Below are 25,496 nucleotides of genomic sequence, written 5' to 3' on the forward strand. Positions count from 1 at the left end.
TGAAAAGGGAAATAAATGTATTTCCCTTTTTAATTTGTCATTGCAAAAAATTAGCTGGATAAATTGTTTTTAATGTCCATCAATAGGCTAAAGTTTTCTAAACGCTTTTGAGTGTCATAAATATCACAAGTAAAAATAAACTCATCTACCTCAACATGCTCTAATAAATCTTCGAGGCCTGCTTTTACGGTTTCAGGCGAGCCAATTTGAGCCATTGCATAGAAATTATTGACAGACATTCGCTCGGCTGGCGTCCAAATATGTTCCATTGACTCAACAGGTGGTTTAAGTTTTAAACTTTGTCCACGCATTAGACCTAACACCCGTTGATAGGCGCTTGTGGCTAAATGTTGTGCTTCGGTAGTGGTTTCTGCCACCACGGTTGGAACCCCAATAGACACATAAGGCCGTTCAAGATATTCAGAAGGTTGAAAATTTTCCCGATATAATTGTACTGCCTGAGACAACATACGTGGTGCAAAGTGCGATGCGAAAGAATAGGGTAGTCCTAAACGTGCAGCTAATTGGGCGCTAAACAAGCTTGAACCGAGCAGCCAGACAGGAACATAGGTACTGTGTCCAGGCGTTGCCACAATTTTTTGATGGGGTTCTGGATCTTTAAAATATTTTAAAATTTCAAGGACATCCTGAGGAAATTGATCTTCAGTTTCCTGACGCCCTCGACGTAAAGCGCGCATAGTGAGCTGATCGGTTCCAGGTGCGCGCCCTAAACCTAATTCAATCCGGTCAGGATAAAGCGTCGCAAGTGTTCCAAACTGTTCAGCAACCACTAAAGGTGCATGATTAGGCAACATGATACCGCCTGACCCTAACCGTATAGATTGTGTATTTGCAGCGATATAACCCATCAATACTGCGGTAGCAGAACTGGCAATGCCATCCATATTATGATGCTCTGCCAACCAGAAACGTTCATAGCCTAGTTTCTCCGCATGCTGAGCAAGTTCTAATGCATGCTGTAAAGAGAAATGGACATTTTTATCGTTACGGATTGGGGCAAGTTCAAGAATAGAAAATCGTGTTTCTTTTAGGGAAGGCATAAAGGATTCTCAGGAACTATATATCGATATTTTACGATTAGTCGTAAATCTTGTATATCGGTTTTTTTCGATTTATGCAGTTATTTGTAAATTTGAAGCATAAAAAAAGCACCCAGAAGGATGCTTAATACAGTTATGAATAGATTTAAATTAACGATGACGATAATGACGACGATGTTTGTTGTTCCAGTTTCGAGAGTTGTTATAGCGTTTGTCTTCGGCCTTGTCTTTGGCAATTTTATTGCCTAAAGCTGAACCGCCTGCAGCACCTAGAGCAGAACCAATATAACCGCCCGTAGTTCCACCCATGCTTTTACCTACGGTATAGCCACCAACACCACCTAAGCCGCCACCAATAGCAGATTCGGTACGATTACGTTTATTGCTTGCAACTGCTGCACCACCAGCACCACCAAGAGCAGAACCAATCATTGCGCCAGTGTTACCGCCCATTTGATTGCCCAAAGCTGTACCTACAACGCTGCCTAATGCTGAGGTCGCTGCAACACGTGTGGTATTGTCAGCATGAGCGTTAATTGCAAACATGGAAGAAATTGCGAATACACTACTCAGTAATAAGTTGCTTGCTTTCATTTTAAATCTCCGTGTCCTAGTGGCAAGACTTTATCTATTTCGTTGCAGCAAATGTAACAAAACGATTCACTATAATTGTGGAGATTAACCTTCTTATTTTTACAGTGTACCCGTGTTTTGTATACTTTCTATTAAAAGTGTCTAATAAAACGGCAAAAGCGATTGATTTAAAGCCTAATGTGTAGAAATAGTGAAAAGCCTCAAATAAGAATTTGTACGGGATCACTCAAATATGTCGTTGTCTATGTTATTTGATGGTCATAATCGGTAAACTATGCGCAATTTTAGCTTTGATATGATTGAAGGCACTTTTAGATTCAAAAGATGTGCTTATCGATTATTTTTATTTTGAGATACTTCCACTTATGAAAGAATCACTACGTTTACGACTTGATCAACTCTGTGATCGTTATGAAGAGTTGACTGCATTATTGGCAGATGCAGAAGTCATTTCAGATAATAAACGATTCCGTAAATTGTCACGTGAGCATAGTGATCTTTCTGAAATGGTTGAGGTTTGGGGTAAATATCGTCAGGCTGAACAGGACATTATTACCGCCGAAGAGATGTTAAATGATCCTGATTTTAAGGATATGGCTCAAGAAGAGATTAAGGAAAATCGAAGTCTGATTGAGCAACTCGAAGCTGATCTCAATATTTTGATGATTCCTAAAGATCCCAATGATGCCAATTCCGCTTATTTGGAAGTACGGGCAGGTACAGGGGGGGATGAAGCTGCGATATTTTCAGGCGATTTATTTCGTATGTATAGTAAATATGCGGAGTCTCAAGGCTGGCGAATAGAAGTACTTTCTGAAAATGAAGGTGAACACGGGGGTTATAAGGAAGTCATCTGCCGCGTCGATGGTGATGGCGTTTATGGTCGCTTAAAGTTTGAAAGTGGGGCACACCGTGTACAACGTGTTCCTGCAACTGAATCGCAGGGACGAGTACATACTTCGGCCTGTACAGTTGCAATTCTACCTGAAGTGGATGTGGATACAACCGTTGAAATTAATCCTGCCGATTTGCGTATCGATACCTATCGTGCATCAGGTGCAGGGGGGCAGCACATTAACAAAACTGACTCGGCTGTACGTATTACTCACATCCCTACAGGTGTTGTGGTGGAATGTCAGGAAGAGCGTTCCCAGCATAAAAACAAAGCCAAAGCGATGGCGTTATTGGTTTCTCGGCTAGAAAATGCCAAGCGTGCGGCACAAGAAACGGCAACTTCTGAAATGCGTCGCGATTTAGTCGGATCGGGCGACCGCTCAGAACGGATTAGAACATATAACTACCCGCAAGGACGCATGACTGATCATCGTATTAACTTAACTTTATATAAGTTAGATGCGATTATGGAAGGGGATTTGACTGAGCTTTTAGATAGTTTACATCGTGAATATCAGGCAGATCAGTTAGCGATGTTGGCCCAAGAGAACGGCGGCTAATGAAGATTGGGCAAGCGTTAAATCTGCGTGGTGAAACTGATAGTTATGAACGTCAGGAAGCTGTGTGGCTGCTTGAACATGTTTTAAATTTAAATGCAATTGAATTGAAAATGCGTCAAATGCAAGTACTGACGCATGAACAGGAGCAGGTCTTTCTGGATGGCCTGATGCGTTTATCTAAAGGTGAACCATTGGCTTATATTACAGGTTCCCAGCCTTTCTGGAGTTTGGATCTTACTGTCACTTCTGATACTTTAGTGCCGCGTCCAGATACTGAAATTTTAGTTGAAACCGTGCTTTCTTTGGATTTACCTTTTCAAACCTCAATGGTGGATTTGGGTACAGGTACTGGTGCAATTGCTTTGTCTTTAGCAAAAGAACGCCCTGATTGGAAGGTTTTGGCTACGGATATTTATTTCCCAACGCTTGAAGTGGCCCAAGGTAATGCTCATAAACATAGTTTAAATCAGGTTGAATTTATTTGTAGTGCATGGTTTGAAGCGATTCCCGCACAAAAATTTGATTTGATTGTTTCTAATCCACCCTATATCGATGCAGATGATGCGCACATGGACAATCTGGGGACAGAGCCACGTCGTGCATTGGTGGCCGAACAACAGGGTCTTGCTGATCTGCAAATTATTATAGATCAAGCACCGAGCTGGTTGAATTCTAACGGTTGGCTGGTGCTTGAACACGGTTACGATCAGAGTGAAGCAGTTCGTCAATTATTGCAAAAGCGTGGTTTTGTCCAGATTCAAACCCGAAAAGATTACGGTGGAAATGATCGTATTAGTTTAGGGCTTATCTGTCCAGATAGCTTATCTGGGGATACTTTCTCGCCATCTTAATAACCATTGCTCTACAGCTTTCATGATGGCATCCGTTATTTTCCCCAATAATGCCAGTAAAATAATGGCCAAAATAACAATATCGGGTCGTGAAGTTTCTCGTCCATCACTCAGCAGATAACCAATGCCTTGTGTTGCTGCAATCAATTCAGCAGCAATCATAAACATCCATGATAAACTCAAACTATTACGCAACCCTGTTAGAATTCCTGGCGAGGCGGCAGGCAAAATAATTTGGATAATTCGTTTAAAGCGATTTAAACCATATACTTTTCCCAACTCGACCAATTTGGGATCCACATTTTGAATTGCTGCAACTGTATTAGTATAAGTTGGGAAAAATGCACCAATGGCGATCAGTGTAAGTTTTGATCCCTCATCAATACCTAGCCATAATAATAACAGGGGGATCCATGCCAAACTCGGAATAGATTTAATCGCTGAAAAAGTAGGGTCAAGATATTCTTCAATCTGTTTATTAAGGCCTACACCTACCGCAAACAATAAGCCAAGGCCACTGCCGATAGCAAATCCAGCAAAAACACGCCACGTGCTAATGTAAATATGTGTCAATAAATCTGCATGAGCCAAATCGATGAAAGACTGCCATAGACTACTCGGTGCTGGTAATAAATAAGCATCAATAGCACCACTTCGCACCAGAAATTCACAAATAAGTAAAAATATAACAGGCAATAAAAGTGCTTTAAACCAACTTTTAAATTTGCTGGGCTTGTGGCGTTGCTGATCTTGAATGGCAGCCTGAGCCAAACTTCTGTTTAGCTCAGACTTAGAAAGTGAATTTTGCATAGATTACTTAACGACCTTTTGAGCAAAACGAGGATCAAATAGCTGATCAATCACTTGATTAACATTGGTACCTTTGCGTACTAGATCTTCTTCGACCAAAATATTTCCTGCGCGTTTCAGGGCCTGTGTCTGTTTTACAGACGGAATATTTTGTTCAAAATTGGTTCGACTTAATTGCAGTTTTGCAACGGCAAGCGGTAACTTTGATTCGCGAGCTAAAAGTTCGGCAGTTTTGTCTGGATTTGCGATCGCCCATTTTCGTGCCTGTTCGTAAGCTTTGATCACGACTTCAATTGCCTCAGGACTTTGTTTGGCAAAATCTTCTTTAACGCTTAATACCCCGTAGCTATTAAAATTAACATTTCGATAAAGTAATCTTGCACCTGATTGAATTTGTGCAGCAGCCATAAGTGGATCGAGTCCAGCCCAAGCATCCACTTGACCTCTTTCAAGTGCTGTTTTGCCATCTGGATGCTGTAAATGCACAAGTTGTACATCTCGTTTGGTTAAACCAACAGTATCCAGTGCCTGCAAAGTAAATAAAAATGGATCTGTACCTTTGGTTGCTGCGATTTTTTTCCCTTTTAAATCTTTTAATGATTTCAATGGTGAATCTTTAGCGACTACCAGTGCAGTCCATTCAGGCTGACTCTGGATATAAACCGTTTTAATTGGGCTACCATTGGCACGACTGAGAACCGCCGCTAAACCGGCAGTAGAGGCAAAGTCGCTGCTATTGCTATTAAGGTATTCCAAAGAACGATTACTCCCTTGACTAAACACCCATTTAATTTCAGTGTTTGGCAGCGCTTTTTCCAATAGCTTTTGATCTTTTACAATTAAACTAGTAGGCGCATAGTAGGCATAATCCAGTTTCAGTGTTTTGGGAATAGCCGCAAATGCAGTTGCGGTAAATGTTGTTGCAAGAACCCCAGTGATGAACAATTTTAAGGAAGGTTTTTTAAATGATGACATGCCCAAGTCCAATCTGACAAATAAATGAAATTTCTCAGATGTTTGCATGAGAATAGCGTACTTCAAACACAGATATTTTGCTTAGTAATGCATGTTCTGGAATAAACACCATTTTTGGGTTTTAATAAATTGATTATAAAAAACTTTTTATAGAAATTAGTGAATTATTATAAATTCTGCTTAACTGATAATAAATGTGCATATAGCGTTGGATGAAGCCCGTTTATACGTTTTATTCTACTGGGGTATTTTGTCGATAAGCACTGGGATTGACGCCCGTCCATTTTTTAAAGGCACGATAAAAAGCACTAGCATCATGAAAGTTCAAAGCATGACTAATCTCTTGAATACTATCTTCAGTTTTACTTAAACGCTCAATAGCAATATCACACCGGATGTCATTTTTAAGTTGTTGATAGCTAATATTTTCAGCTTTTAAACGCCGTTGAATCGTGGCTTCAGACATATACAATTGCTGAGAAAGCTCTTTGAGTTCAGGCCATACTATAGGAGGATGTTGAATCAGATGCCTACGAATGATAAGGCTTAACGAGTTCTCATTTTTATAACGAACGAGAAGATTCTGCGGGGTTTGTTTAAGAAACTCGGTTAATGCTTTTTTGTCTTTTTTGATTTTGATCTGTAAATAGTCAGCATTAAATTCTATACGATTAAATTCAGCATCAAATTCAATATTTTCACAAAAACGGACATAATAATCTTGAGGATAAGTAGGCTTACTACATTTTAAAGTGATCTTGTTAATAGCAATACGTTGATCTGCCAGCCAACATAATAAACCATGAATGAGCATTAAAAATGTGGCATAGCTAAACATGCGCTTGGGATGATCTTTGTCAGAAATGATGAGATGCGCTATAGATTGTTCAATATGTAGTTCTGCATGTATATCGTCCAAAAGTACCGAAAAATACTTCAAAATATCAATCAACGCTTTTTCAAGTGTTTCTGATTGCATGGCAAGTTTTGCCAGAAGTTGATAACTTCCTCGACGCATGGGATGCGAATCCATTCCAAAAAACTCATCATTCATGTGGTTGGCCAGCTCAATCCAGAGTTGGGCATACGCCGACACAGGGATTCTGGCTTTGGGAAAATGTAGAAGTTCAGAAGAAATACCCGCTTGTTGGGCAATTTTTTCAATATTTAAACCACGTGTATGCGCCACACTTAAAGCTTCATTGACCAGTGCAATGGAAATGGTTCCCTTATTTGATGGTGGAATAGTTGACTGGGCAATGCGTTGCATGTATGACCTTAAAATAAAGAAGTAAAAATTTTAAATGATCTAAATGTCCAAAAACCTCAGAACATTTGAGGCTTTTTGAAATTGTACTGTAAAAGCTGAACTTTTACTCTGAGAGTCATATTGTAATAAATTAATTAACGTGGAAATTTAAAATGAAAATTCAGGGAAAGCATTTCATTATTACTGGTGGTGCATCGGGTTTGGGCGCTGCTACAGCTGAATGTTTAGTTGCTCAGGGCGCGAGTGTAACTTTAGTCGATATGAATGAAGACGCGGGCAAAACACAGGTAGAAAAATTAGGTACAGCAGCGGACTTTATCCAACTGGATGTGACTCAGGAAACGCAGGTTGAACAATTTTTTCAGCAAACTCTACAAAAACATGGAGCAATTCATGGTTTGATTAATTGTGCAGGAGTGGGGCCGTCAGCGAAGGTTGTTGGTAAAGAGAACATTCATAATCTGGCATTGTTTAATAAAGTTTTGAATATTAATGTCACAGGTACATTTAATATGCTGCGCTTTGCAGCAGAAGCGATGACCCATAATGTGCCTTCAGCAGAAGATGAAGATCGTGGTGTCATCATCAATACTGCTTCTGTGGCTGCCTTTGATGGGCAAATTGGACAGGCTGCTTATTCTGCATCCAAAGGTGCTGTCGTTGCGATGACGTTACCTATTGCCCGTGAATTAGGCCGACATGCCATCCGTGTGGTCACGATTGCCCCAGGTATTATGGAAACTCCGATGCTCAAGGCATTACCGCAAAATGTTCAGGATGCACTGGGTCAAATGGTACCTTATCCATCACGTTTGGGTAAACCTGATGAGTTTGCACGTTTAGCTGCACATATTATTGAAAATTCTTATCTAAATGGAGAGGTGATTCGTCTGGATGGTGCAATTCGTATGGCACCAAAATAATGAAAAATTTTTCCAGACTTGAAAATAGAGGAATTTAAAAAATGATATACCGTCCAGAACACATCATGATTCGTGACATGATGCGGGATTATTCGCAAGCCCAGCTTAAATCTACAGCCGCAATGCGTGATAAAACGCATCAGTTTCCAACACAGGAATTGAAAGATCTAGGAAAATTGGGTGCAATGGGCATGACTGTCCCCGAACAATGGGGTGGTGCAGGACTAGATTATGTAGCATGGGTACTGGCTTTAGAAGAAATAGCCGCAGGTGATGGGGCAATTTCAACGATTATCAGTGTACAAAATTCATTAATTTGTGGCATTACACAGCTTTATGGGAATGAGCAACAAAAGCAACAGTTCTTGCCTAAATTTGCATCTGGTGAATGGTTGGGCTGCTTTTGTCTGACGGAACCCCATGTTGGATCAGATGCTAGTGCTATTTTGACTAAAGCTCATCGTGAGGGTAATGAATGGGTTTTGAATGGAGTAAAGCAATTTATTACCAGTGGTAAAAATGCCAATGTCGCATTAGTACTCGCAGTTACAGATAAATCGGCAGGTAAAAAGGGAATATCTTGCTTTCTGGTGCCTACCGATACGGCAGGTTATCAGGTTACTCGTATTGAAGATAAAATGGGACAGCATGCTTCTGATACTGCCACGATCACATTAGAAAACTGTCGCATCCCAGTGGAAAATTTGGTTGGAAAAGAAGGCGAAGGTTATAAAATTGCCTTGTCAAATTTAGCTGCTGGGCGTATTGGAATTGCTGCTCAATCTGTAGGAATGGCGCGAGCGGCTTTTGATGCAGCCGTACAATATGCGAATGAACGTAAAGCTTTTGGAGTGGAACTGGTACAACATCAGGCAGTAAGTTTTAGATTGGCAGACATGGCAACGCAGATCGAAGCCGCACGACAGCTGGTGTTACATGCTGCGAGTTTGAAAGATGCAAATCTTCCCTGTTTAAAAGAAGCGTCTATGGCCAAACTTTTTGCTTCTACAATGGCCGAAAAAGTATGTTCAGATGCGATTCAGATCCATGGTGGTTATGGCTATGTCAGTGACTTCCCTGTAGAGAGGATTTATCGCGATGTAAGAGTTAGCCAGATTTATGAAGGCGCATCTGATATTCAACGCTTAGTCATTGCTAGAGAAGTTACTCAGCTTTAAGTGACTTTGTTTTTTTAGTATATGTCAAATACCTCAGCTTGATTGAGGTATTTGGGAATTGAATAACATAAAAAGACAGTATAAGTTAAATTGGATGGTAAAAATGAACAGCATCAAATGATGTTTGATTACAACAACAATGGATTATGAGATAGACAATCAACTTGGTCTATCTGAATGAAGACGGAATATAAGAGGTTTTCGGGATGAAGACACTGGCACAAGCATATCTTGAATTTGACTTTAATCAACTGGTTCAACAACAACTAACAGGTCATAAACATCGTATAAATGCCTACGAAGAATGTTGCGGCAGATATGTCGGTCAAAATAAAGTGGCTTTGATCTGGGAAGGTAAAAATGGTGAGAGCCAATCTTATACTTTTGAGCAATGTGCTGAATATTCAGGAAAACTAGCTCACTATTTGAAGTCCCTCAATATTCAGGCAGGAGATTGTGTCGCAGGATTATTACCGCGGACACCAGAACTATTAATTACAATTCTAGCGACATGGCGTATAGGCGCAATTTACCAACCGCTTTTTACTGCATTTGAATCTAAAGCGATTGAACACCGTTTGCAAACAGCCAAAACCAAACTTGTTGTCACCAATATTGAACAGCAACCTAAGCTTAAAGACTTAAATGTCCATCAAATCTTGCTTGTAGAAGATGAAAAGCAAAATCAGAACAATGATAGTTTTTGGGGGCTAATGGATTTATTTGATTCTAATTGTCCAGTTGAATATCGCAGTTTTGATGATGATTTTTTGATGATGTTTACCTCAGGCACTACAGGTTTGGCCAAGTCCGTACCTGTGCCTTTAAGAGCAATTTTGGCTTTTAAAGGGTATATGACTCATGCTGTCGATTTACGTGAACAGGATTCGTTTTGGAATCTTGCCGATCCTGGTTGGGCATATGGTCTTTATTACGGAATTACAGGACCTTTAAGTTTAGGCCACTCGATCATTATGGACGAAAATGCATTTAGTGTAGATCGTGCCATTGAGTTAATTAAAAAATATCAGGTTAATAATCTTACAGGTTCGCCGACCGCATTTCGCATGTTTTACGGTTTTAAAGAAAAGTTTGATGAAGGCATCAAACAGCATCTAAGAGTCATCAGTAGTGCAGGAGAACCTTTGACGCCAGAGGTTATTCATTGGTTTAAACATGATCTTGATGTCAATATTTATGACCAGTATGGCCAGACAGAATTAGGCATGGTGATTGGTAATCATCATGCATTGGAACATGTGATCAAAATAGGTTCTGCGGGTTTTGCTATTCCGGGGCATCGTTTTGCTGTACTTGATGAAAGTTTTGAGGAATTGGGTCAGGGTGGAACTGGGATATTGGCAATTGATTGCGATGCATCCCCATTATTATGGTTTAAGGGCTATGGTGATAAGAACCGCAAATCTTTCGTAGGTAAATATTACATTACAGGCGATACCGTCCAAATAAATGAACATGAAGGCATTGATTTCGTCGGGCGTGCTGACGATGTCATTACAACGTCTGGTTATCGTGTAGGCCCTTTTGATGTAGAAAGCACTTTATTGGAGTGTGAAGAAGTTTTGGAATCTGCGGTTATAGGTAAACCTGATCCAGCGAGAACCGAAATCGTAAAAGCTTTTGTGGTTCTGAAAGCACACTATCAAGCGACTGATCATCTCAAGGAAAAACTGCAAATGTATGTACGAGGTCGGCTATCCAAACATGCTTATCCAAAAGAAATTGAGTTTGTGGAAGCATTACCTAAAACCGTAAGTGGTAAAATTCAACGTGGTGTACTCAAACTACAAGAGATCGAAAGGATGCAGCAAGTCTGTGCAAGTTAGCTTCATATTTATTATTCATGGCAGAAACCAATGGAATATTGCGTTATTGTAGCTCATTGGTTTCTCTTGAGAGATTACGAAGTATTTTACAAATGAGCTTTTACTTCATCGCCAATAGTATAAAACGTACCCCCTGCAATATAATGTAAGCTCCTTAAACGCTTATCTGCATCTGCAAAATACCAGTGTCCATCGCGAAATACCCTCGAATCTGCCCAAGCGCCCACGACATTCCCTATAAACAAATCGTGAGTTTGCTGGTTATGCGTTTCAGGAATAACTTTACATATAAGCCAAGCAATGCACCCGTCTACTAAAGGTACATCAAAGCCATTTTGATAAAAAAGTTGTGTCCCACAAATCGCCAATTTATTTGGTTCATTGAACTTAGTGATACTGCCTAATTGGTAAGTCATATCTAGTTGTGCAAAACAGGGTACTTGTAAAGCAAAGTAACCATTTTGCTCAATGATTTGTCGGGTTTTGGTGCTTTTATCTAAAACAACAGTGACTTTGGCAGGACTAAATTCGAGTGCACAAGCCCATGCGGCTGCCATAACATCAACATCTTCACCAATTTGGGCTGAGACCAAAACAGTTGGTCCATGATTGAGTAAGCGATAGGCCTTGGATAATTCGACACTTTGAATATAAGGATTCATAAAATTAAAACTTTAAAGAATTTACTTACTATTTTGACAGAAAACCAATCCAAAATAAGCTGGATTTAAAAGATTCATATAAGATGAATCAGTAAAATATTTTATATATTGAAGATGTTATAAAGCGAATTTTAAAAATAAAATATGAGAATGATATGCTATTACATTGGAGGGCTTTGAGCATTTAAACTTGGATATCTGTTGCTTGTAATGGTGTCTAGCTTCATTATTTACATGACTATAAAATTTTAATATTTCTTAGATTTTTGGAGTCATATTTAATCCAAATATACTGGCGCACATGGTATTTCGTAATTTCATTTTTTAATTAGAATCTTAATTTTATCCGTCAGGACTTTTTTCATTTTTCACACACCACTAAATATATCGCAGCAAATCTGGTCGCGTCTTTCTAAACTATCTATGTGATAGGAATCGTGAGATATTTAGAGTTCTTTTTGATGTAGTATTTCTAAACTATCTATGCGATAGGAATCAATAATCGAGATAAAGCGTTTTAACCGTGTCTTTCTAAACTATCTATGCGATAGGAATCCGCGCTACGTCCTCATTTTTTCTTCAGTAGATTTTCTAAACTATCTATGCGATAGGAATCCTGATTAACATCAGGTTTCTTGTTGTCAGTAGTTTCTAAACTATCTATGCGATAGGAATCAGAACGTGCCATTCAAGAAGTGACGGAACAATTTTCTAAACTATCTATGCGATAGGAATCTGGTAAAGCGCAATAGCGGACGCGAGGAGTGATTTCTAAACTATCTATGCGATAGGAATCCATATTTTCACCCTTAAGCGTATCTAATATTGTTTCTAAACTATCTATGCGATAGGAATCAAGAGTTTTGGGTGCGCTTTACAGAGAAATATTTTCTAAACTATCTATGCGATAGGAATCGCGTAGCTCGGTTCTTATAGTGATATGTCATATTTCTAAACTATCTATGCGATAGGAATCCCAATTCCTTTTGACGGTAAATTTGAATATCATTTCTAAACTATCTATGCGATAGGAATCATCAATGCGCATTATGCGAATCTCGAAGTGTATTTCTAAACTATCTATGCGATAGGAATCCATAAAAATGTAGTCATAAACTAAACAATAACAATGACTTCATGACTAAAAATCTTTTCAACTAAAGAAATGAAAGTAATTCATAAGTTTATGATTTTATTAAATTGTTAAAGAGTTATAAAAATATTGGGTTAAAACGTACTAAAAGTCAAATTCATTTAAAATTGAACCCATTACGTTTAGGCATTAAAAACCACAACAAAACAAGGTATCATAAGTCGTTTTGCATCAACATCTTTTGGAGACCCCTGAGTGGAGCGACCGACTATTAGCCCTGAACATTTGCAGGAAGCAGCAGAGAACTTAACAACGATTCGTGATTTTATTCGTTTTGGTGTCACTGCATTACGTCAATATGATGCTCATTTAGGTCAGGGAACCGAAGACTATTTTGCAGAAAGTTCAGCACTGGTTTTACAAACTCTTTCACTTGAATGGGCTGCAGATGCCGAAATTTTGGAGGCTAAACTGTTACCTAGTGAAAAAGCTGAGTTTCTAAGTTTGCTAGAAAGACGTGTCAATGAACGAATTCCAACATCATATTTGTTAAATCTGGCTTATTTTGCAAATAAACCATTTTATGTCGATGAGCGTGTATTGATTCCACGTTCACCTATTGCGGAGTTAATTGAACAACGCTTTGCTCCTTACTGTTTGGATGAACATGGAAATCTGCAAGAAGCTTTAAATCATTTACCTGAAAATACAAATCCTAAAACTCCGCAGCGTATTTTAGATATGTGTACGGGTTCAGGTTGTATTGCTATAGCTTTGGCTTATGCATTCCCAGAGTCGGAAGTGGATGCAACTGATATTTCCAAAGATGCGCTTGAAGTCGCTGCTATTAATGCGGAACATCACGAAAAGCAATATCAGGTTGCCTTATTAGAGTCTGACTTATTTTCAAAAATTCCTGCCGAAAATCAATATGATTTAATTGTCAGCAATCCGCCTTATGTTGATGCAGAAGATATGGCTGATTTACCAGAAGAATTTTTACATGAACCTGAATTAGCACTGGCAGCAGGTCAAGATGGTCTGGATCTGGTGCGAAAAATGTTGGCTCAAGCTGCTGATTATTTGACAGAAGATGGTTTAATTGTGATTGAAGTCGGTAATTCTGAATGGGCAATGCGTCAAAATTTTCATACGGTTGATTTTCATTGGTTGACTTTCAAAAAAGGTGGTTCAGGTATTTTTGCTTTAACCGCAGAGCAATGCCGCCGTTATCAGCGTTTATTTCAAGAATCGTTAGAAGCATAAGGGGTTGTAAATATGGCAGGGAATAGTATTGGTCAACTCTTTCGTGTAACGACATGTGGCGAGTCGCATGGTGTTGGATTAATGGCGATCGTGGATGGCATTCCACCGGGCTTGGAACTCTGTGCAGACGATTTGCAAAAAGATCTGGATCGTCGTAAACCTGGCACATCAAAATTTGCAACGCAACGTAAAGAACCGGATGAAGTTGAAATTATTTCAGGGATTTTTGAAGGTAAAACTACGGGTACTTCCATTGGTCTGCTCATTCGTAATACAGATCAGAAATCAAAAGATTATGGCAATATTGCACAAACTTTCCGTCCAGGCCATGCGGATTATACTTATACGCAAAAATATGGTTTTCGTGATTATCGCGGTGGTGGACGTTCAAGTGCGCGTGAAACAGCAATGCGTGTTGCTGCTGGCGCAATTGCAAAAAAATATCTATTTGAAAAATTTGGGATTGTGATTCGTGGTCATGTAACTCAAATAGGAAATGAAATTGCACAAAAACTGGATTGGGCTGAAGTCACCAATAATCCTTTTTTCTGCGGTGATGCTGATGCGGTTCCTCGTTTTGAAGCTTTAGTGACCTCTTTGCGTGAACAGGGTACGAGCTGTGGTGCGAAACTTGAAATTCTGGCCGAAAAAGTTCCAGTCGGTTGGGGGGAACCTGTATTTGATCGTCTTGATGCTGATATCGCACATGCCATGATGAGTATCAACGCTGTAAAAGGTGTAGAAATTGGAGATGGGTTTGCAGTAGCTGGCCAGTTTGGACATGAAACTCGTGATGAACTTTCAACAGATGGCTTTCTTGCAAATCATGCAGGCGGGATTTTAGGCGGGATTTCGAGTGGACAAACTATTCGTGTTGCTATTGCTTTAAAACCTACAGCAAGTATTACCACTCCTGGCAAAACTATTAATCTAGATCGTGAAAATACAGATGTGTTGACTAAAGGTCGTCATGATCCTTGTGTGGGCGTGCGGGCAACTCCAATTGCTGAAGCTATGCTTGCCATTGTATTAATGGATCATTTCTTACGCAATCGAGCACAAAATGCGGACGTAATCGCTCCATTTGTACCGATTGAACCATAAGCTCAGTATTTCATAAAAAAACTCACCGTTTGGGGTGAGTTTTTTTATGATCAACCTTGAAATATCTGGTTAAGAAGAATACACGTTGACAAAGTTTTGATAGGCAGAAGAAGCTTGTCCATCAATATACATTGGGCGTTTGATTGCGCCGTGATCTGTATTGATTTGAACGTCAATGCGTTTTGCATTTTTAAAGTCATTTAAAAAGCTGGTAGGAACAACAACATGATTAGAAGAACGTTTTGGTTCTAAACGACTAATGTACTGTAATTCAGTGGGTTGCGCGGGTATATAACTTAAATGTTTACCATCAACAATAAACGTTACTTTTTTAATATCGTAATAGAGATAGCTGCTATTTAGCCTCACATCAATACGAAGCTGATTTTTATTCTCCGAATTCCATGACGCAGCCATAACGGGACACTGTTCATTTGGTTTACACAGCAATAGTCCTGCTGTTGCTAAACGATCAGTATTAGTTTTACTCTCTGGAACAGTTGTACAACCGTGTAAAAAAATGAAAGCCGCCATGAACCCAAGTGTTTTTTTCATTTTAGATTTCCCCTAAATATATATTCTTCATTTTCCTATTATTCATTTATACCAAGAAAATGAAAGGGTTGTGAAGCTTTGAATTGTGCTGTTGCATCACCTGCATAGATGTTCTCTTGATTTTTACCTAAATCTAACTTGCGTGTCACCCCATCTTTGAAATTAATTTTGTTAAGATCGACCCAGAAACTGTTGGGTGAAAGTGCGGACTCAAAAAAGTAAAGTTTACGCTTATGGTCAACCACAGTACGCCAACGTGTTGAGGAAATATTAGGTTCTTCTTCAGTATTTAGCCCATAAGGCACAGATACATTACGAATGACACTAAAAACCGAGGCAAGTGCTTCTTTCGGTTCATCATTTTTGGGAATGGCATTAATATAAAAAGAAGCTCTGGCAAAACGATCAGATGCTCGATTGGTTCCAGGGAGGAAAGTAGTTCCACCAATTTGTTTCCAATATTGATTAAGTGCCAACTGTTCATCAAAAATAGGGGAATTTGTCATAACCTGATAGTTCCGACTATGATGAATGACTTGTCTGCCGTTAATATATTCCACAATGGCACTATCACCTGTTTTATCAGAAATCGATAAATGTAATGTAGTTAAGCGTTTTTCACCAGGCACAGCATCTGAAACCACAATAAAGGGTTCTTTTTGTAAGGCTTGTACGGCTTCATCAACGGTTGCGAAGTTATCCAGAACATACTGCGCCCAAGCGGCAATTGTAAGTTTGGGTTTGCTGGATTTTGTTGCATCTGGATACTCAGATTCAACCAACCAAAGCAGATTGGCATTCAAACCCGCTTCATTAACTCCATCCGTTGTTGAAATATCATAACCTGTTGCAACCACACTTCCGTATTTAGATGTCCAGTGAATAGAGTTTTTACCCGCATTTCCACTTCGTTTTACACCGCTAGGCAGAATCCATAGATTTGTACCGACATCTTGTTTCCAATCCATAGAGCGGGCAGTAATAACAGTTTGGTTGTCACCTTGAAATACCACTCTTGTACAGGCTTGAGCGGTAAATGATATAAAACATAAACTACTGGCTATTAAACTACTCAACAGAGCTTTCTTAATCATTTTCATATCCTAATGTGGAATGTTCTTAGTGTTGTTATTGATTATCTACTTGATTAATTTAGCGTGATTTAATTTGAATTGTTCGTTTTTTAACAAATTTTCGCATAAATGCTTTGAAGAAAATTGACTATTAAACGCTACATAATTACGAGTTTAGTTCATTGATATGCAAAATTGACATATTTATTTCATAAATTCAACATTATTCTAATTTTATGTAGACTAGTCTGTATATTTTTAATATAATAAGGTGGAAATAACGATTATCTTAATATAACTATTTGTTAATAATGAATTTTTTGCAGTAGTAAATAGGTTCGTGTAATTCAGATAATTTAAGAAAAATATATAGTAGTTTATTTAAATCAATAGGTTAAAAGTTTTTTAGTTGTGCGTTTTACAGCCTGCTTCTTCCCCAAGTTGCAGGTTTTTTTTATTTTTTAAAATGAATATTAGAAAAGTAGGATTCATCTTTTTGTAAAAATTAAATGTTAATTTGACTTTAGGATCAAAGGGGCGAAATACGTATGAGAAAAGCAAATGAAACCAATCTAGATTATTTAAATAATATAATAGATGATTTTAAAAACATTAAAGAAAAGCCAAGTAAAATCTTAATTGGATATAAAATTTATGCTGAACTTATGAATGATACTCAGTTCAAAAGTGAAATACTAGAATCCGCCTTAGATCCAAACAAGCGCAAATACCGAAAATTAAAAATCAAAATAACGCAAGATGATTATCAACTCAAAATTGAATAGATACTAATCATTTTTAGAATCAAATGGTATTGAATTAGCAATGTATTTTAATTGTTCATAATCCTTAATAATGATTTTACCAAAATTAACTTCTACAATTTTTTTCTTTTCAAGTTCTTGTAATAACTGATTAATTGTTTGTCGGGAACATGCCAGCATTTGTGCTAATTTTTCTTGTGAGATTTGAATCACAAAATTTTCAATATTTTCAATATTACCGTAGCCTTGTAATATAAAGTTTAAACGCTGGGCCAAATGTTGTAATAAACTTCGACTATGAATGGCATTTAATTCTAAAAATGCAAATCTGAGTTTTTGGCTAATTAATTGAGCCAAAAAGTACCAACCTTCAGGATACGATTTGAGTAACAGATCTAAATTTTTTTGAGATAAATACAAGACTTTACTGGATTTTACTGCAACAGCCTGATGTGAGCGAGGGGATTGATCAACTAACGAGATTTCCCCAAACCAATTAATAGGCTCAAAAATTGCGATTAAAAAGTGATTACCATGTTCATTAGTTGAACAAATTTCGATAGAGCCTTCTAATAATGCATAGATGCCATCAAAAGCATCGCCCGCGTAAAAAGCAGCCTGATTTTTTTCTAAATTTAAAAGTTTGGCATTTTCAAAAATAAAATTCTGAAACAAAATAGGCAATTGCGAAAACCAGAGATTGCGCTGTAGATGTGCGTGAAATTTGGTATCCAGCATTTTATTTCCTTTGGCTTTAAATGTCGGTTAGCCGACAACTTGCTTTTTTTAAGTTGGTTATAGTAACAGTAACTTTAGGCAAGGATGCATAAAAATGAGTAAATTGGAGCAGTTATTAAGTCAATATGCCGCTTATCATTTAGACCAGAAAAATGTGATGACACATTTTATAGGAATTCCTTTGATTGTTTTTGCTCTATTTTGTCTGGCAGCACGGGTAGAGTTTAGCGTGGGTCAGTTTCACCTGCATTTGGTAATTGCATTATTATGGATCATGGTGGTTTATTATCTACGTCTTGATTATATATTTGGTTTAATGATGCTTTTTATTCTTGGAGCATGTACATATTTAGCTCTAGAAATTGCTCAATTGGATATTTGGTTTTGGCTTAGTATTTCCATTGGCAGCTTTATTATTGGCTGGATTTTTCAGTTTATTGGTCATTTTTTTGAAAAGAAAAAGCCTGCATTTGTCGATGATATCGTAGGTTTAGCAATTGGACCGTTGTTTGTTCTGGCCGAATTTGTTTTTTTATTGGGTTTTCGCAAGTCACTTCAAGATAAGGTTCTTGAGCAAGCCCATGTTTTGAGAAAAGAAATGGATAAACATTCTTCTTTGTCAGTAAAACATATTTAGTTTTTTGCTTGTGTCTGAAGCCAAAGCCCTGCGGGGCTTTTTTTTTATAGGGTTGACTTAAGTCGGCATTGAGGGAATAGTGCTTAATAACGTTATACATTTAGAATGATCAATTTTTTTAGAATTGTTTTGTTTATTAATTGTTTATATATCTGGTCAAGCTTTTAAAAGCAGTAAAGAATAGATTTAAAAGGTTTAAGTAGCATGGATAAAATGAGAACAACAGTAAAATATGTCGTACTCAAAGGTGATGATTATCAACTTGGAACTCCTTTACATGAGGAGAATCTGGAAACGGGTAGTACATATTTTGACAACATACCTTCTGTTGTAACGTTTAATGGACGAGATTTTAGGGTCAAATATAAGGAACTGATTCGCAAACAGACTTTTGATGAAAATGATGAATCACAGCATATATTAGTAAAAATGATTGCAATGAACTAACTAAAATTAACAGTTTAAAACTTAAAATCTTGGATAATCGAAATGGTTAAATGAAGTGTGGAATGACACAATGACTAAAAAAATATTGCTGATTCTGTGTGGTAGCACACTTATTTTACCCGCTTGTGCAACGATTCACTCATCTAAACCGCACAAAATTGGAATGGCAAACCCAGCCAGCCAATACTGTGTTGATCAAGGCGGTCGGCTGGAAATAAAAAAAGATGCGAATGGCGGCGAGTATGCCAATTGCATTTTGCCAGATGGGCGTATCATTGAGGAATGGCAACTATTTAGACAGGATCATCCTGTTAAATAATAATAAAGCCCAGAAATAATAGCATATTTCTGGGCTTTTTCTGATTTTTTTATAGCATTACAAACATAATAATTATTCCTAAAACAATCCGATACCACGCAAAAACGCGTAAAGTATGTTTCTCAACAAAACGAACCAATGCTTTAACAACAAATAATGCCGCTATAAATGCAGTTACAAAACCAAGCGCAATATTTGTCATATTATCAGCCGTGAGCACGCTGGCATTACGAACTAAGTCAAACACTGCTGCACCAAGCATGGTGGGCATCGCAAGAAAAAATGAAAATTCCGTTGCAGCTTTACGAGAAAGTCCTGCAAACATTCCCCCAACGATAGTAGCGCCAGAACGAGAAGTCCCTGGGATCATCGCGACACATTGAGCTAGACCCACTAAGAAAGCCTGTTTATAAGTGATCTGAGTTGCTTCTGTGGTTTTATGATCGAACTTAATTGATTCTGCCCAAAAAATAATTAGGCCCCCCACAATCAATGCAATGGCTACAACCAAAGGGCTAAATAAGACAGATTTAATAAAATCAACTGCCATAACGCCAATAATTACTGCAGGAAAAAAAGCAATAAGAACACTAAAACAGAAATGACGTGCCTGTGCATCGCCACTAAAAAAACCTTTAATTAAGTCTATAATTTTTTGCCGATATAACCAGCAAACTGCCAAAATTGCCCCTAATTGAATCACAACCTCGAACACTCGACCACTATCAGAATGGAAATCAATGAGATGGCCAAAAAGAATGAGATGACCCGTGCTTGAAATTGGTAAAAATTCTGTTAGCCCTTCAATCAGACCTAAAAAAAGAGCCTTAAAGGCTTCAAGGTGTTCCATGGATGATTACTCATGAATCAAATTTAATGATATTAATAAAAAAGATAGGCAAATCAGAAAATAAAAAACTAAATATTTTCAAGTCATAATGGCCTTGCTTTAACTATTTATTTAAGAAAAAAGCATTTCTTAAAGCACAAAATTGTATACGTAATCGGGTAAGGATCGAAGAGTAGAGTTCGGTTTCCCTTGTTAATATTTGTGAAAAACTAAGTAGCGTATGAGTGATTTTTTTATAAAGAATAAAAAGTTTTGCTGTTTTAATTAATGAGAATTATTTGCAATTAATTTTATGTTCTTGTATAGTTATGCCACTGGAAAGTTTCATGGGCTTGCCAGAAATAACAAAACTACTTCAGTAGTGTGTACAGCGTGATCCTTGATAGACCCATTGCGTTAAGCAATGGGTTCTTTTTTTATTATAAGTAGCTAACTTATTTGTGACTATGTAGTATTTAGACATAATAAGACTAATTGAAATAATATAACATTCTAATATTTTGTTATCTTTGAATTTAAGAATCAATTTAGTGGTTTGAATTATATCAATTTAAAAATATCTTGATGGGGTGGTTATATATTGATTTTCTAAAGTGCCTAGGAGATATGTTTAAATAATATTAATAAATGATAGGTATTATGTATTTCTATTCAAACTATCATTTTGCTAGTATTTAGGATGCAAATGATCGCTTGATTACATCCAGCTATCATTTGTATTTCAGAATTTAAGCCATATTTGGCTTGTAAGATTCATCTTCATGATGAATCTTTTTTTTACTTTTGGCTAATATAAAACTCAAAAAAATAAGCATACTATTCAACTAAAATAACAAATCGGCTGCTACCTAGCTCACATCGCCCTGTGAGCTTTTTTTATAGATAAATTAAATAAATATAGTGTTTTATACGTCTTTTTTTTGAAGAAATAAGGCATTATTTCTCAAAAAATATGTGAATTTTATTTTTTAAAATATAGGTTGTGGCATAATTAAATTTGCGATCTATAAAGTAATAACTTTAGAAAGGCCAGCTTAGGGCTTTATGGCATCCTCAATTTCTTGAATATTAATTTTTTGCATATGAAACATCGCATTCATTGCCAATTGCGCAATGTTCGGATTTGCATGGTTAATCAATTCAATTAAACGTTTAGGGACGATTTGCCAATGTATGCCAAACTGATCTTTAAGCCAGCTACATTGCATGGGTATGCCACCGTGCTGTAGTAAAGATGTCCATAAATGATCCGTTTCCATTTGACTGGAAGTTTCAACGACTAAGGATATCCCTTGATTAAAACCAAAATGATGCGAATAAGATGAATCCATCGCGTATAAAATAAAGTCATCAATCGTAAATTGCGCATGTTGAATGTAATCTGAGTTTTCTGAACCCTTTTCGCTTTCTTTATAATATAGGAGGCTGGTGATTTCAGAGTTTGGAAAGATATGCGTGTAGAATTGCATTGCATTTAACGCTTTTCCAGCATTATTTTCAGTAAACATCAGGGTCGGTATAAGTCGTTGAGATGTAAAATCTTCACGCGGATCTAAATAAAGTTGCCATGATACGCCAAATTTATCCTGCACCCATCCATAAAACGGACTCCAAGGATAACGATCAAGCGGCATTAAAGCACAACCACCCGTGATAATTTGATCCCAATAGTATTGAACCTGATCAATAGAACCGCACAATAACATGAATGAAATAGAGGGATTGATTTTGAACTCTATATTTGGCCCTCCACTTAACAACATAAGCCTCTGTTTAAAAATATAAAGTTCCGATACATATTCATTATTTTGACTAATTTGGCCATTAAATAGGGAACAATAAAATTCTGCTGCTTCTAGACGATTGGACTTGAGCCATATACAAGGATAGATTGCATTATTCATACGTCTACTTTTTATTTTCTTGTGTTGCTTTTTATTTTAGCAATTAATCTTTTAAAATCGTATTAATATTATAAAAATATACATAAATTTATTTAAAGTAGAATTAGCTTAATCAGGCGGTATTATTTTGGTATGGGAATGAATCCAATACCAAAATTAAAAATTAGTTTGATTTTTTCTGTTGTTCAAGTTGTTGTTTTAAATATAAATCGACATAATATTTTTCGGTATAGTCATCGGCGTATTGATTTGCCTGACTACGGGTTTTAGTCACCTCAACTTTTTCTAAGCAGCCCGATTCTGGAGCCACTCGAATGACCCACCATTGGCGGTTAATGCGTCTTACATTAAAGAGCTCTTTACTATATTTACGTTTTGCCATTGTGAACCTAAAGGCCGAAAAAATGATAAAACCAGTTCTACTTGAGCGCACTGTTTAAGTCAACATAGAGACTTGATGATTGATCAAATTTTAAAACACAAAGAGAAAATCTTTTTTTAGGTAGATAGAAAATAAAAAACAGACACCAAATTTTTTTAATAGATGAAATTTACTGTAAATGGCATGTTGTGTTTTGTTAATCAAAGAAATCTAAAATTTATTGCAAAACGATTTTAACTCTTTGATATATATTTATTTTACATAATAAATGTTTTGTAAAAATTGATTGTTTAATATACAAATGTAAGTTATTTCTCACAATCTTGTAAGCCAAAAGCTTATTTCCTTGAAGTCTTATAAAACTATACTCGATTCAGCACATCAAAAAGGCATCTTAACTATTAAATAGAACGCTGAATGTTAAATAAGAGATCTGGAAAAAATAATAAAGATATCTTTATTAATATAAATCATCTAAATAATAGAAAAGAATCTCAAATAATCAATTGATGTGTCAATATCTCTCCTCTTTGGGGAAAGAGGAGAGATAATTATTTAATCAATAAGCGAGTAGGTGTCATAAATGTTTATTATAAAAAATATCTTTATATTTTTATTATCTATTGTTTTTTTATGCCTGCTTATTATTTTTTTAAATTATCTTGGATTTATCAAAATTCTAAATCTTGTGGTATCAGCGATCATATTTGGCACTTTTATTACCTTATATTTTAAAGAACTAAAATTATGTTTGAGTTTACTTAGTTTATTTTTTGGTGCGATGTTGTGCATCAGCCAGACTATGGAGGTTGTATTAATGTTTCTAGTCACCCTGTTAGTCTATTTTTTAATAACAACGATGATGCCAAAGTTGAAAAATATGCAGATAAAAATCAGTCAGCCTATAAAAATGGAGTGATACGCTAATTTTTTAGTTCCATTTCATAGGCTAGATTTTTCATTTTGGGCACTAATTAGGCTCATTTAAAATAATTTAGGATGTTTGTATTTAGATATCACTAATAAAAATAATACACTTTATAATTCTAAACTGCTTAACCCTGAATTTAGTTACTAGACTATTATTTTTTGCAAAGAATTTGATTAAATTACTTTTTATTTCAATTAATGAGGTCCATATGAAAAGCATCGTTTAGACATTAAATAAGCCATTTATAAAATGGTGGGGGCACTTTCAAAGAAATAAAGGAATACGTTTTTTGTATACAAAGCAGACCATAAATTTGATGCAATGGGCGAAATTCAGGGCATTGCTCCAAATATTTTACAAATCTTCGAGCAAAGTGGAATGAAATGCATTATGCAGCCTCTCACAGTAGAGACAGACAGCGCTAATAAATGATAAAAAAGAGATGTTTTAAAAACAATTAAAATATATTATTTCGCAACTATTTTTGATGACCAAACGTCAACTTTTATTCTAAAACGTTTGGGTAAGAGTAAAGACTTTTGATAAAGGATTGAGATGTTAAGAGCCTTGTTAATTGGTTGTTTAAGCGTACCAAGTTTTGCTTTTGCGTTAACTCCAGATCAGGAGTGTCAGCAGATTGCCGAAGTTGCTGCGGCAGTGATGCAACAACGCCAAGAGGGCATTCCATATTCCACACAGCAACGCATTTCAGAAGAGTTCACATCCGAAGACACCAAAGCTTTTTATATGGATATTGTTGAAGATGCATATTCGGAAAAACAGTTAAATACAGATACTGCTAAAGAACAAGCAACTCAAGCATTTGCTAAGTCATATTTTGATCGCTGTCTAGCTCCAGAATAGTTTTATTCAATAGTCGCCAAATAGTTTTGTCGATATTGTTTGGGAGAAAGATCAAATTGGCGTTTAAAAGCCTGACTGAATGCTGTTTCCGAAGAATAGCCGATATTATTTGCAATCTTTTGAATGGTAAGGTTGCTTTCTCTTAATAATTGACTGGCAAGACGTAAACGATGCTGTTGTAGGTAAGCTAAAGGTGTTTCCTGAATAATACTTTGGAACAGGTTGGCAAATTTTGAACGAGACATACAACATTGTTCTGCTAAGGTTTCAACGGTCCAGGGTTGTTCTGGACTACCATGTATTGCGGCTAATGCATTGGAAAGTTCGGGATGGCTTAGAGCATTCAGCCAAGAGCTTTGGTCATCGAGCTGGGTAATATAATCCCTCACACATTCGATTAATAAAATAGTCATCAAATGGTCAAAAATTTTATCACGTCCAGGTTGAATGCGCTGAGTTTCAAGTGCCACAAAATATAGACCGACTCTTAACCATTCAGGGCCAGTTGAACTCATCGCATGATGGATATGAATATAAGAAGGAAGGGCATTAAGTAACGGACGCGCCATCAATGTATCAATATGACAACGTACGGTAAATACTAATGCAGATTCAGGAGATTGAGTTCCAATTTCAATAGCATCATTACGGTGACCTTTAAAAAAATTGCTTATATCTAAACTATCAATTAATTTATTTTCATTACTATGCGAACCATGGTGTGCGTTTCCTGATGGAATCAGGACAATATCTCCTGCTTGGGCCGTTAAACTTGTATTTGCATCAATCTTAAAATGAGCGGATCCCATTAATATAATATGAGCAATAACAGCATTTTGTTCTCGCATGGAAAATGACCATTCTCCCTGCGCTTTAATATAAATATATTCAGATTTATTTAAATGAATATCGTCAAAAATTTTGCTTAATGCATCCATATTCGT

General features: G+C 36.8%; 26 protein-coding genes and 1 CRISPR repeat array. Of the genes, 13 read left to right on the forward strand and 13 right to left on the reverse strand.

Annotation, left to right across the window (positions count from 1 at the left end):
- Positions 1 to 50 precede the first annotated feature (50 nt).
- Positions 51 to 1,061, reverse strand: coding sequence for an LLM class flavin-dependent oxidoreductase (locus IAE20_RS06950; protein WP_200481690.1), 1,011 nt, complete (start codon positions 1,059 to 1,061; stop codon positions 51 to 53).
- A gap of 150 nt (positions 1,062 to 1,211) precedes the next feature.
- Positions 1,212 to 1,655: a glycine zipper domain-containing protein gene (locus tag IAE20_RS06955; protein ID WP_200460098.1), complete on the reverse strand. Its 444-nt coding sequence runs from the start codon at positions 1,653 to 1,655 to the stop codon at positions 1,212 to 1,214.
- Between the two features lie 365 nt (positions 1,656 to 2,020).
- On the opposite strand from IAE20_RS06955, the gene prfA reads away from it, so the two are divergent.
- Positions 2,021 to 3,109, forward strand: coding sequence for a peptide chain release factor 1 (prfA, locus tag IAE20_RS06960; protein WP_200481689.1), 1,089 nt, complete (start codon positions 2,021 to 2,023; stop codon positions 3,107 to 3,109).
- Complete coding sequence (gene prmC / locus IAE20_RS06965; RefSeq protein WP_200481688.1) at positions 3,109 to 3,960, forward strand: peptide chain release factor N(5)-glutamine methyltransferase; 852 nt, start codon at positions 3,109 to 3,111, stop codon at positions 3,958 to 3,960. Before prfA ends, prmC begins: the two co-directional genes overlap by 1 nt.
- On the opposite strand, the gene IAE20_RS06970 is transcribed toward prmC, so the two are convergent.
- From IAE20_RS06970 to IAE20_RS06980, 3 genes are all read right to left on the reverse strand, one after another.
- Positions 3,931 to 4,770: an ABC transporter permease gene (locus tag IAE20_RS06970; protein WP_200460101.1), complete on the reverse strand. Its 840-nt coding sequence runs from the start codon at positions 4,768 to 4,770 to the stop codon at positions 3,931 to 3,933. The two genes, prmC and IAE20_RS06970, sit on opposite strands and share 30 nt — an antisense overlap.
- A 3-nt stretch (positions 4,771 to 4,773) precedes the next feature.
- Complete coding sequence (locus IAE20_RS06975; protein ID WP_200481687.1) at positions 4,774 to 5,745, reverse strand: aliphatic sulfonate ABC transporter substrate-binding protein; 972 nt, start codon at positions 5,743 to 5,745, stop codon at positions 4,774 to 4,776.
- Between the two features lie 232 nt (positions 5,746 to 5,977).
- On the reverse strand, positions 5,978 to 7,015 hold the full coding sequence (locus IAE20_RS06980; RefSeq protein ID WP_200481686.1) for an AraC family transcriptional regulator: 1,038 nt from the start codon (positions 7,013 to 7,015) through the stop codon (positions 5,978 to 5,980).
- Positions 7,016 to 7,167: 152 nt separating this feature from the next.
- Between IAE20_RS06980 and IAE20_RS06985 the strand changes: the two genes are divergently transcribed.
- The 3 genes from IAE20_RS06985 (at position 7,168) to IAE20_RS06995 (ending at position 10,963) form a co-directional block, all read left to right on the forward strand.
- Entirely contained in the window at positions 7,168 to 7,938 is a 771-nt protein-coding gene (locus IAE20_RS06985; RefSeq protein ID WP_200481685.1) for a 3-hydroxyacyl-CoA dehydrogenase, read from the forward strand.
- A 41-nt stretch (positions 7,939 to 7,979) separates the two neighbouring features.
- Positions 7,980 to 9,116: an acyl-CoA dehydrogenase family protein gene (locus IAE20_RS06990; protein ID WP_200481684.1), complete on the forward strand. Its 1,137-nt coding sequence runs from the start codon at positions 7,980 to 7,982 to the stop codon at positions 9,114 to 9,116.
- A gap of 206 nt (positions 9,117 to 9,322) precedes the next feature.
- Complete coding sequence (locus IAE20_RS06995) at positions 9,323 to 10,963, forward strand: AMP-binding protein (RefSeq protein WP_200481683.1); 1,641 nt, start codon at positions 9,323 to 9,325, stop codon at positions 10,961 to 10,963.
- 86 nt (positions 10,964 to 11,049) lie between these two features.
- Here the strand turns inward: IAE20_RS06995 and IAE20_RS07000 are convergent, their stop codons facing one another.
- The gene (locus tag IAE20_RS07000) at positions 11,050 to 11,625 is read right to left on the reverse strand and encodes a flavin reductase family protein (protein ID WP_200481682.1); all 576 of its coding nucleotides are present in this window, start codon (positions 11,623 to 11,625) and stop codon (positions 11,050 to 11,052) included.
- A 409-nt stretch (positions 11,626 to 12,034) separates the two neighbouring features.
- Positions 12,035 to 12,721: direct repeats of the CRISPR family, unit length 28 nt; unit sequence TTTCTAAACTATCTATGCGATAGGAATC.
- A gap of 252 nt (positions 12,722 to 12,973) precedes the next feature.
- On the opposite strand from IAE20_RS07000, the gene prmB reads away from it, so the two are divergent.
- Together prmB and aroC are read left to right on the forward strand one after the other, a co-directional pair.
- The gene (gene prmB, locus IAE20_RS07005; protein WP_200460107.1) at positions 12,974 to 13,984 is read left to right on the forward strand and encodes a 50S ribosomal protein L3 N(5)-glutamine methyltransferase; all 1,011 of its coding nucleotides are present in this window, start codon (positions 12,974 to 12,976) and stop codon (positions 13,982 to 13,984) included.
- Positions 13,985 to 13,996: 12 nt separating this feature from the next.
- Positions 13,997 to 15,088 (forward strand): chorismate synthase, encoded by a 1,092-nt coding sequence (aroC, locus tag IAE20_RS07010; RefSeq protein WP_200481681.1) that lies wholly within the window; start codon positions 13,997 to 13,999, stop codon positions 15,086 to 15,088.
- Positions 15,089 to 15,157: 69 nt separating this feature from the next.
- Here aroC and IAE20_RS07015 read toward each other — a convergent pair whose 3' ends face one another.
- On the reverse strand, positions 15,158 to 15,643 hold the full coding sequence (locus IAE20_RS07015; protein WP_200481680.1) for a hypothetical protein: 486 nt from the start codon (positions 15,641 to 15,643) through the stop codon (positions 15,158 to 15,160).
- 38 nt (positions 15,644 to 15,681) lie between these two features.
- Positions 15,682 to 16,737, reverse strand: coding sequence for a linear amide C-N hydrolase (locus IAE20_RS07020; RefSeq protein ID WP_200481679.1), 1,056 nt, complete (start codon positions 16,735 to 16,737; stop codon positions 15,682 to 15,684).
- A 527-nt stretch (positions 16,738 to 17,264) separates the two neighbouring features.
- Here IAE20_RS07020 and IAE20_RS07025 point away from each other — a divergent pair.
- Complete coding sequence (locus IAE20_RS07025; protein WP_200460111.1) at positions 17,265 to 17,501, forward strand: hypothetical protein; 237 nt, start codon at positions 17,265 to 17,267, stop codon at positions 17,499 to 17,501.
- Between the two features lie 3 nt (positions 17,502 to 17,504).
- Here IAE20_RS07025 and IAE20_RS07030 read toward each other — a convergent pair whose 3' ends face one another.
- Positions 17,505 to 18,218, reverse strand: coding sequence for a Crp/Fnr family transcriptional regulator (locus IAE20_RS07030; protein ID WP_200481678.1), 714 nt, complete (start codon positions 18,216 to 18,218; stop codon positions 17,505 to 17,507).
- Between the two features lie 94 nt (positions 18,219 to 18,312).
- Between IAE20_RS07030 and IAE20_RS07035 the strand changes: the two genes are divergently transcribed.
- The 3 genes from IAE20_RS07035 to IAE20_RS07045 all read left to right on the forward strand — a co-directional run bounded on the left by IAE20_RS07035 (position 18,313) and on the right by IAE20_RS07045 (position 19,621).
- Complete coding sequence (locus tag IAE20_RS07035) at positions 18,313 to 18,855, forward strand: DUF962 domain-containing protein (protein WP_200481677.1); 543 nt, start codon at positions 18,313 to 18,315, stop codon at positions 18,853 to 18,855.
- Positions 18,856 to 19,059: 204 nt separating this feature from the next.
- Positions 19,060 to 19,302, forward strand: coding sequence for a hypothetical protein (locus IAE20_RS07040; RefSeq protein WP_413784486.1), 243 nt, complete (start codon positions 19,060 to 19,062; stop codon positions 19,300 to 19,302).
- 70 nt (positions 19,303 to 19,372) lie between these two features.
- Positions 19,373 to 19,621: a DUF333 domain-containing protein gene (locus IAE20_RS07045; RefSeq protein ID WP_200481676.1), complete on the forward strand. Its 249-nt coding sequence runs from the start codon at positions 19,373 to 19,375 to the stop codon at positions 19,619 to 19,621.
- Positions 19,622 to 19,670: 49 nt separating this feature from the next.
- Here IAE20_RS07045 and IAE20_RS07050 read toward each other — a convergent pair whose 3' ends face one another.
- The 3 genes from IAE20_RS07050 to IAE20_RS07060 form a co-directional block, all read right to left on the reverse strand.
- Entirely contained in the window at positions 19,671 to 20,471 is an 801-nt protein-coding gene (locus IAE20_RS07050) for an undecaprenyl-diphosphate phosphatase (protein ID WP_200460115.1), read from the reverse strand.
- A gap of 1,034 nt (positions 20,472 to 21,505) precedes the next feature.
- Positions 21,506 to 22,375, reverse strand: a complete 870-nt coding sequence (locus IAE20_RS07055) for a VOC family protein (RefSeq protein ID WP_200481675.1) — start codon at positions 22,373 to 22,375, stop codon at positions 21,506 to 21,508.
- Positions 22,376 to 22,538: 163 nt separating this feature from the next.
- Positions 22,539 to 22,757, reverse strand: coding sequence for a hypothetical protein (locus IAE20_RS07060; protein ID WP_200481674.1), 219 nt, complete (start codon positions 22,755 to 22,757; stop codon positions 22,539 to 22,541).
- A gap of 583 nt (positions 22,758 to 23,340) precedes the next feature.
- Between IAE20_RS07060 and IAE20_RS16770 the strand changes: the two genes are divergently transcribed.
- A complete protein-coding gene (locus IAE20_RS16770; protein WP_227610903.1) occupies positions 23,341 to 23,676 on the forward strand; it encodes a hypothetical protein in 336 nt (111 codons plus the stop codon).
- A gap of 567 nt (positions 23,677 to 24,243) precedes the next feature.
- Positions 24,244 to 24,552, forward strand: coding sequence for a hypothetical protein (locus IAE20_RS07070; protein ID WP_200460118.1), 309 nt, complete (start codon positions 24,244 to 24,246; stop codon positions 24,550 to 24,552).
- A 2-nt stretch (positions 24,553 to 24,554) separates the two neighbouring features.
- Here the strand turns inward: IAE20_RS07070 and IAE20_RS07075 are convergent, their stop codons facing one another.
- A complete protein-coding gene (locus tag IAE20_RS07075) occupies positions 24,555 to 25,490 on the reverse strand; it encodes an AraC family transcriptional regulator (RefSeq protein ID WP_200481945.1) in 936 nt (311 codons plus the stop codon).
- Between the last annotated feature and the right edge of the window lie 6 nt (positions 25,491 to 25,496).

Source organism: Acinetobacter sp. S54, from assembly GCF_016624945.1.
GTDB lineage: Bacteria > Pseudomonadota > Gammaproteobacteria > Pseudomonadales > Moraxellaceae > Acinetobacter.

Bases quoted from the DNA above. Each gene is read 5' to 3' on its own strand.
- IAE20_RS06950 (WP_200481690.1), bottom strand. From the start codon at position 1,061: ATGCCTTCCCTAAAAGAAACACGATTTTCTATTCTTGAACTTGCCCCA.
- IAE20_RS06955 (WP_200460098.1), bottom strand. From the start codon at position 1,655: ATGAAAGCAAGCAACTTATTACTGAGTAGTGTATTCGCAATTTCTTCC.
- prfA (WP_200481689.1), top strand. From the start codon at position 2,021: ATGAAAGAATCACTACGTTTACGACTTGATCAACTCTGTGATCGTTAT.
- prmC (WP_200481688.1), top strand. From the start codon at position 3,109: ATGAAGATTGGGCAAGCGTTAAATCTGCGTGGTGAAACTGATAGTTAT.
- IAE20_RS06970 (WP_200460101.1), bottom strand. From the start codon at position 4,770: ATGCAAAATTCACTTTCTAAGTCTGAGCTAAACAGAAGTTTGGCTCAG.
- IAE20_RS06975 (WP_200481687.1), bottom strand. From the start codon at position 5,745: ATGTCATCATTTAAAAAACCTTCCTTAAAATTGTTCATCACTGGGGTT.
- IAE20_RS06980 (WP_200481686.1), bottom strand. From the start codon at position 7,015: ATGCAACGCATTGCCCAGTCAACTATTCCACCATCAAATAAGGGAACC.
- IAE20_RS06985 (WP_200481685.1), top strand. From the start codon at position 7,168: ATGAAAATTCAGGGAAAGCATTTCATTATTACTGGTGGTGCATCGGGT.
- IAE20_RS06990 (WP_200481684.1), top strand. From the start codon at position 7,980: ATGATATACCGTCCAGAACACATCATGATTCGTGACATGATGCGGGAT.
- IAE20_RS06995 (WP_200481683.1), top strand. From the start codon at position 9,323: ATGAAGACACTGGCACAAGCATATCTTGAATTTGACTTTAATCAACTG.
- IAE20_RS07000 (WP_200481682.1), bottom strand. From the start codon at position 11,625: ATGAATCCTTATATTCAAAGTGTCGAATTATCCAAGGCCTATCGCTTA.
- aroC (WP_200481681.1), top strand. From the start codon at position 13,997: ATGGCAGGGAATAGTATTGGTCAACTCTTTCGTGTAACGACATGTGGC.
- IAE20_RS07015 (WP_200481680.1), bottom strand. From the start codon at position 15,643: ATGAAAAAAACACTTGGGTTCATGGCGGCTTTCATTTTTTTACACGGT.
- IAE20_RS07020 (WP_200481679.1), bottom strand. From the start codon at position 16,737: ATGATTAAGAAAGCTCTGTTGAGTAGTTTAATAGCCAGTAGTTTATGT.
- IAE20_RS07025 (WP_200460111.1), top strand. From the start codon at position 17,265: ATGAGAAAAGCAAATGAAACCAATCTAGATTATTTAAATAATATAATA.
- IAE20_RS07030 (WP_200481678.1), bottom strand. From the start codon at position 18,218: ATGCTGGATACCAAATTTCACGCACATCTACAGCGCAATCTCTGGTTT.
- IAE20_RS07035 (WP_200481677.1), top strand. From the start codon at position 18,313: ATGAGTAAATTGGAGCAGTTATTAAGTCAATATGCCGCTTATCATTTA.
- IAE20_RS07040 (WP_413784486.1), top strand. From the start codon at position 19,060: ATGGATAAAATGAGAACAACAGTAAAATATGTCGTACTCAAAGGTGAT.
- IAE20_RS07045 (WP_200481676.1), top strand. From the start codon at position 19,373: ATGACTAAAAAAATATTGCTGATTCTGTGTGGTAGCACACTTATTTTA.
- IAE20_RS07050 (WP_200460115.1), bottom strand. From the start codon at position 20,471: ATGGAACACCTTGAAGCCTTTAAGGCTCTTTTTTTAGGTCTGATTGAA.
- IAE20_RS07055 (WP_200481675.1), bottom strand. From the start codon at position 22,375: ATGAATAATGCAATCTATCCTTGTATATGGCTCAAGTCCAATCGTCTA.
- IAE20_RS07060 (WP_200481674.1), bottom strand. From the start codon at position 22,757: ATGGCAAAACGTAAATATAGTAAAGAGCTCTTTAATGTAAGACGCATT.
- IAE20_RS16770 (WP_227610903.1), top strand. From the start codon at position 23,341: ATGTTTATTATAAAAAATATCTTTATATTTTTATTATCTATTGTTTTT.
- IAE20_RS07070 (WP_200460118.1), top strand. From the start codon at position 24,244: ATGTTAAGAGCCTTGTTAATTGGTTGTTTAAGCGTACCAAGTTTTGCT.
- IAE20_RS07075 (WP_200481945.1), bottom strand. From the start codon at position 25,490: ATGGATGCATTAAGCAAAATTTTTGACGATATTCATTTAAATAAATCT.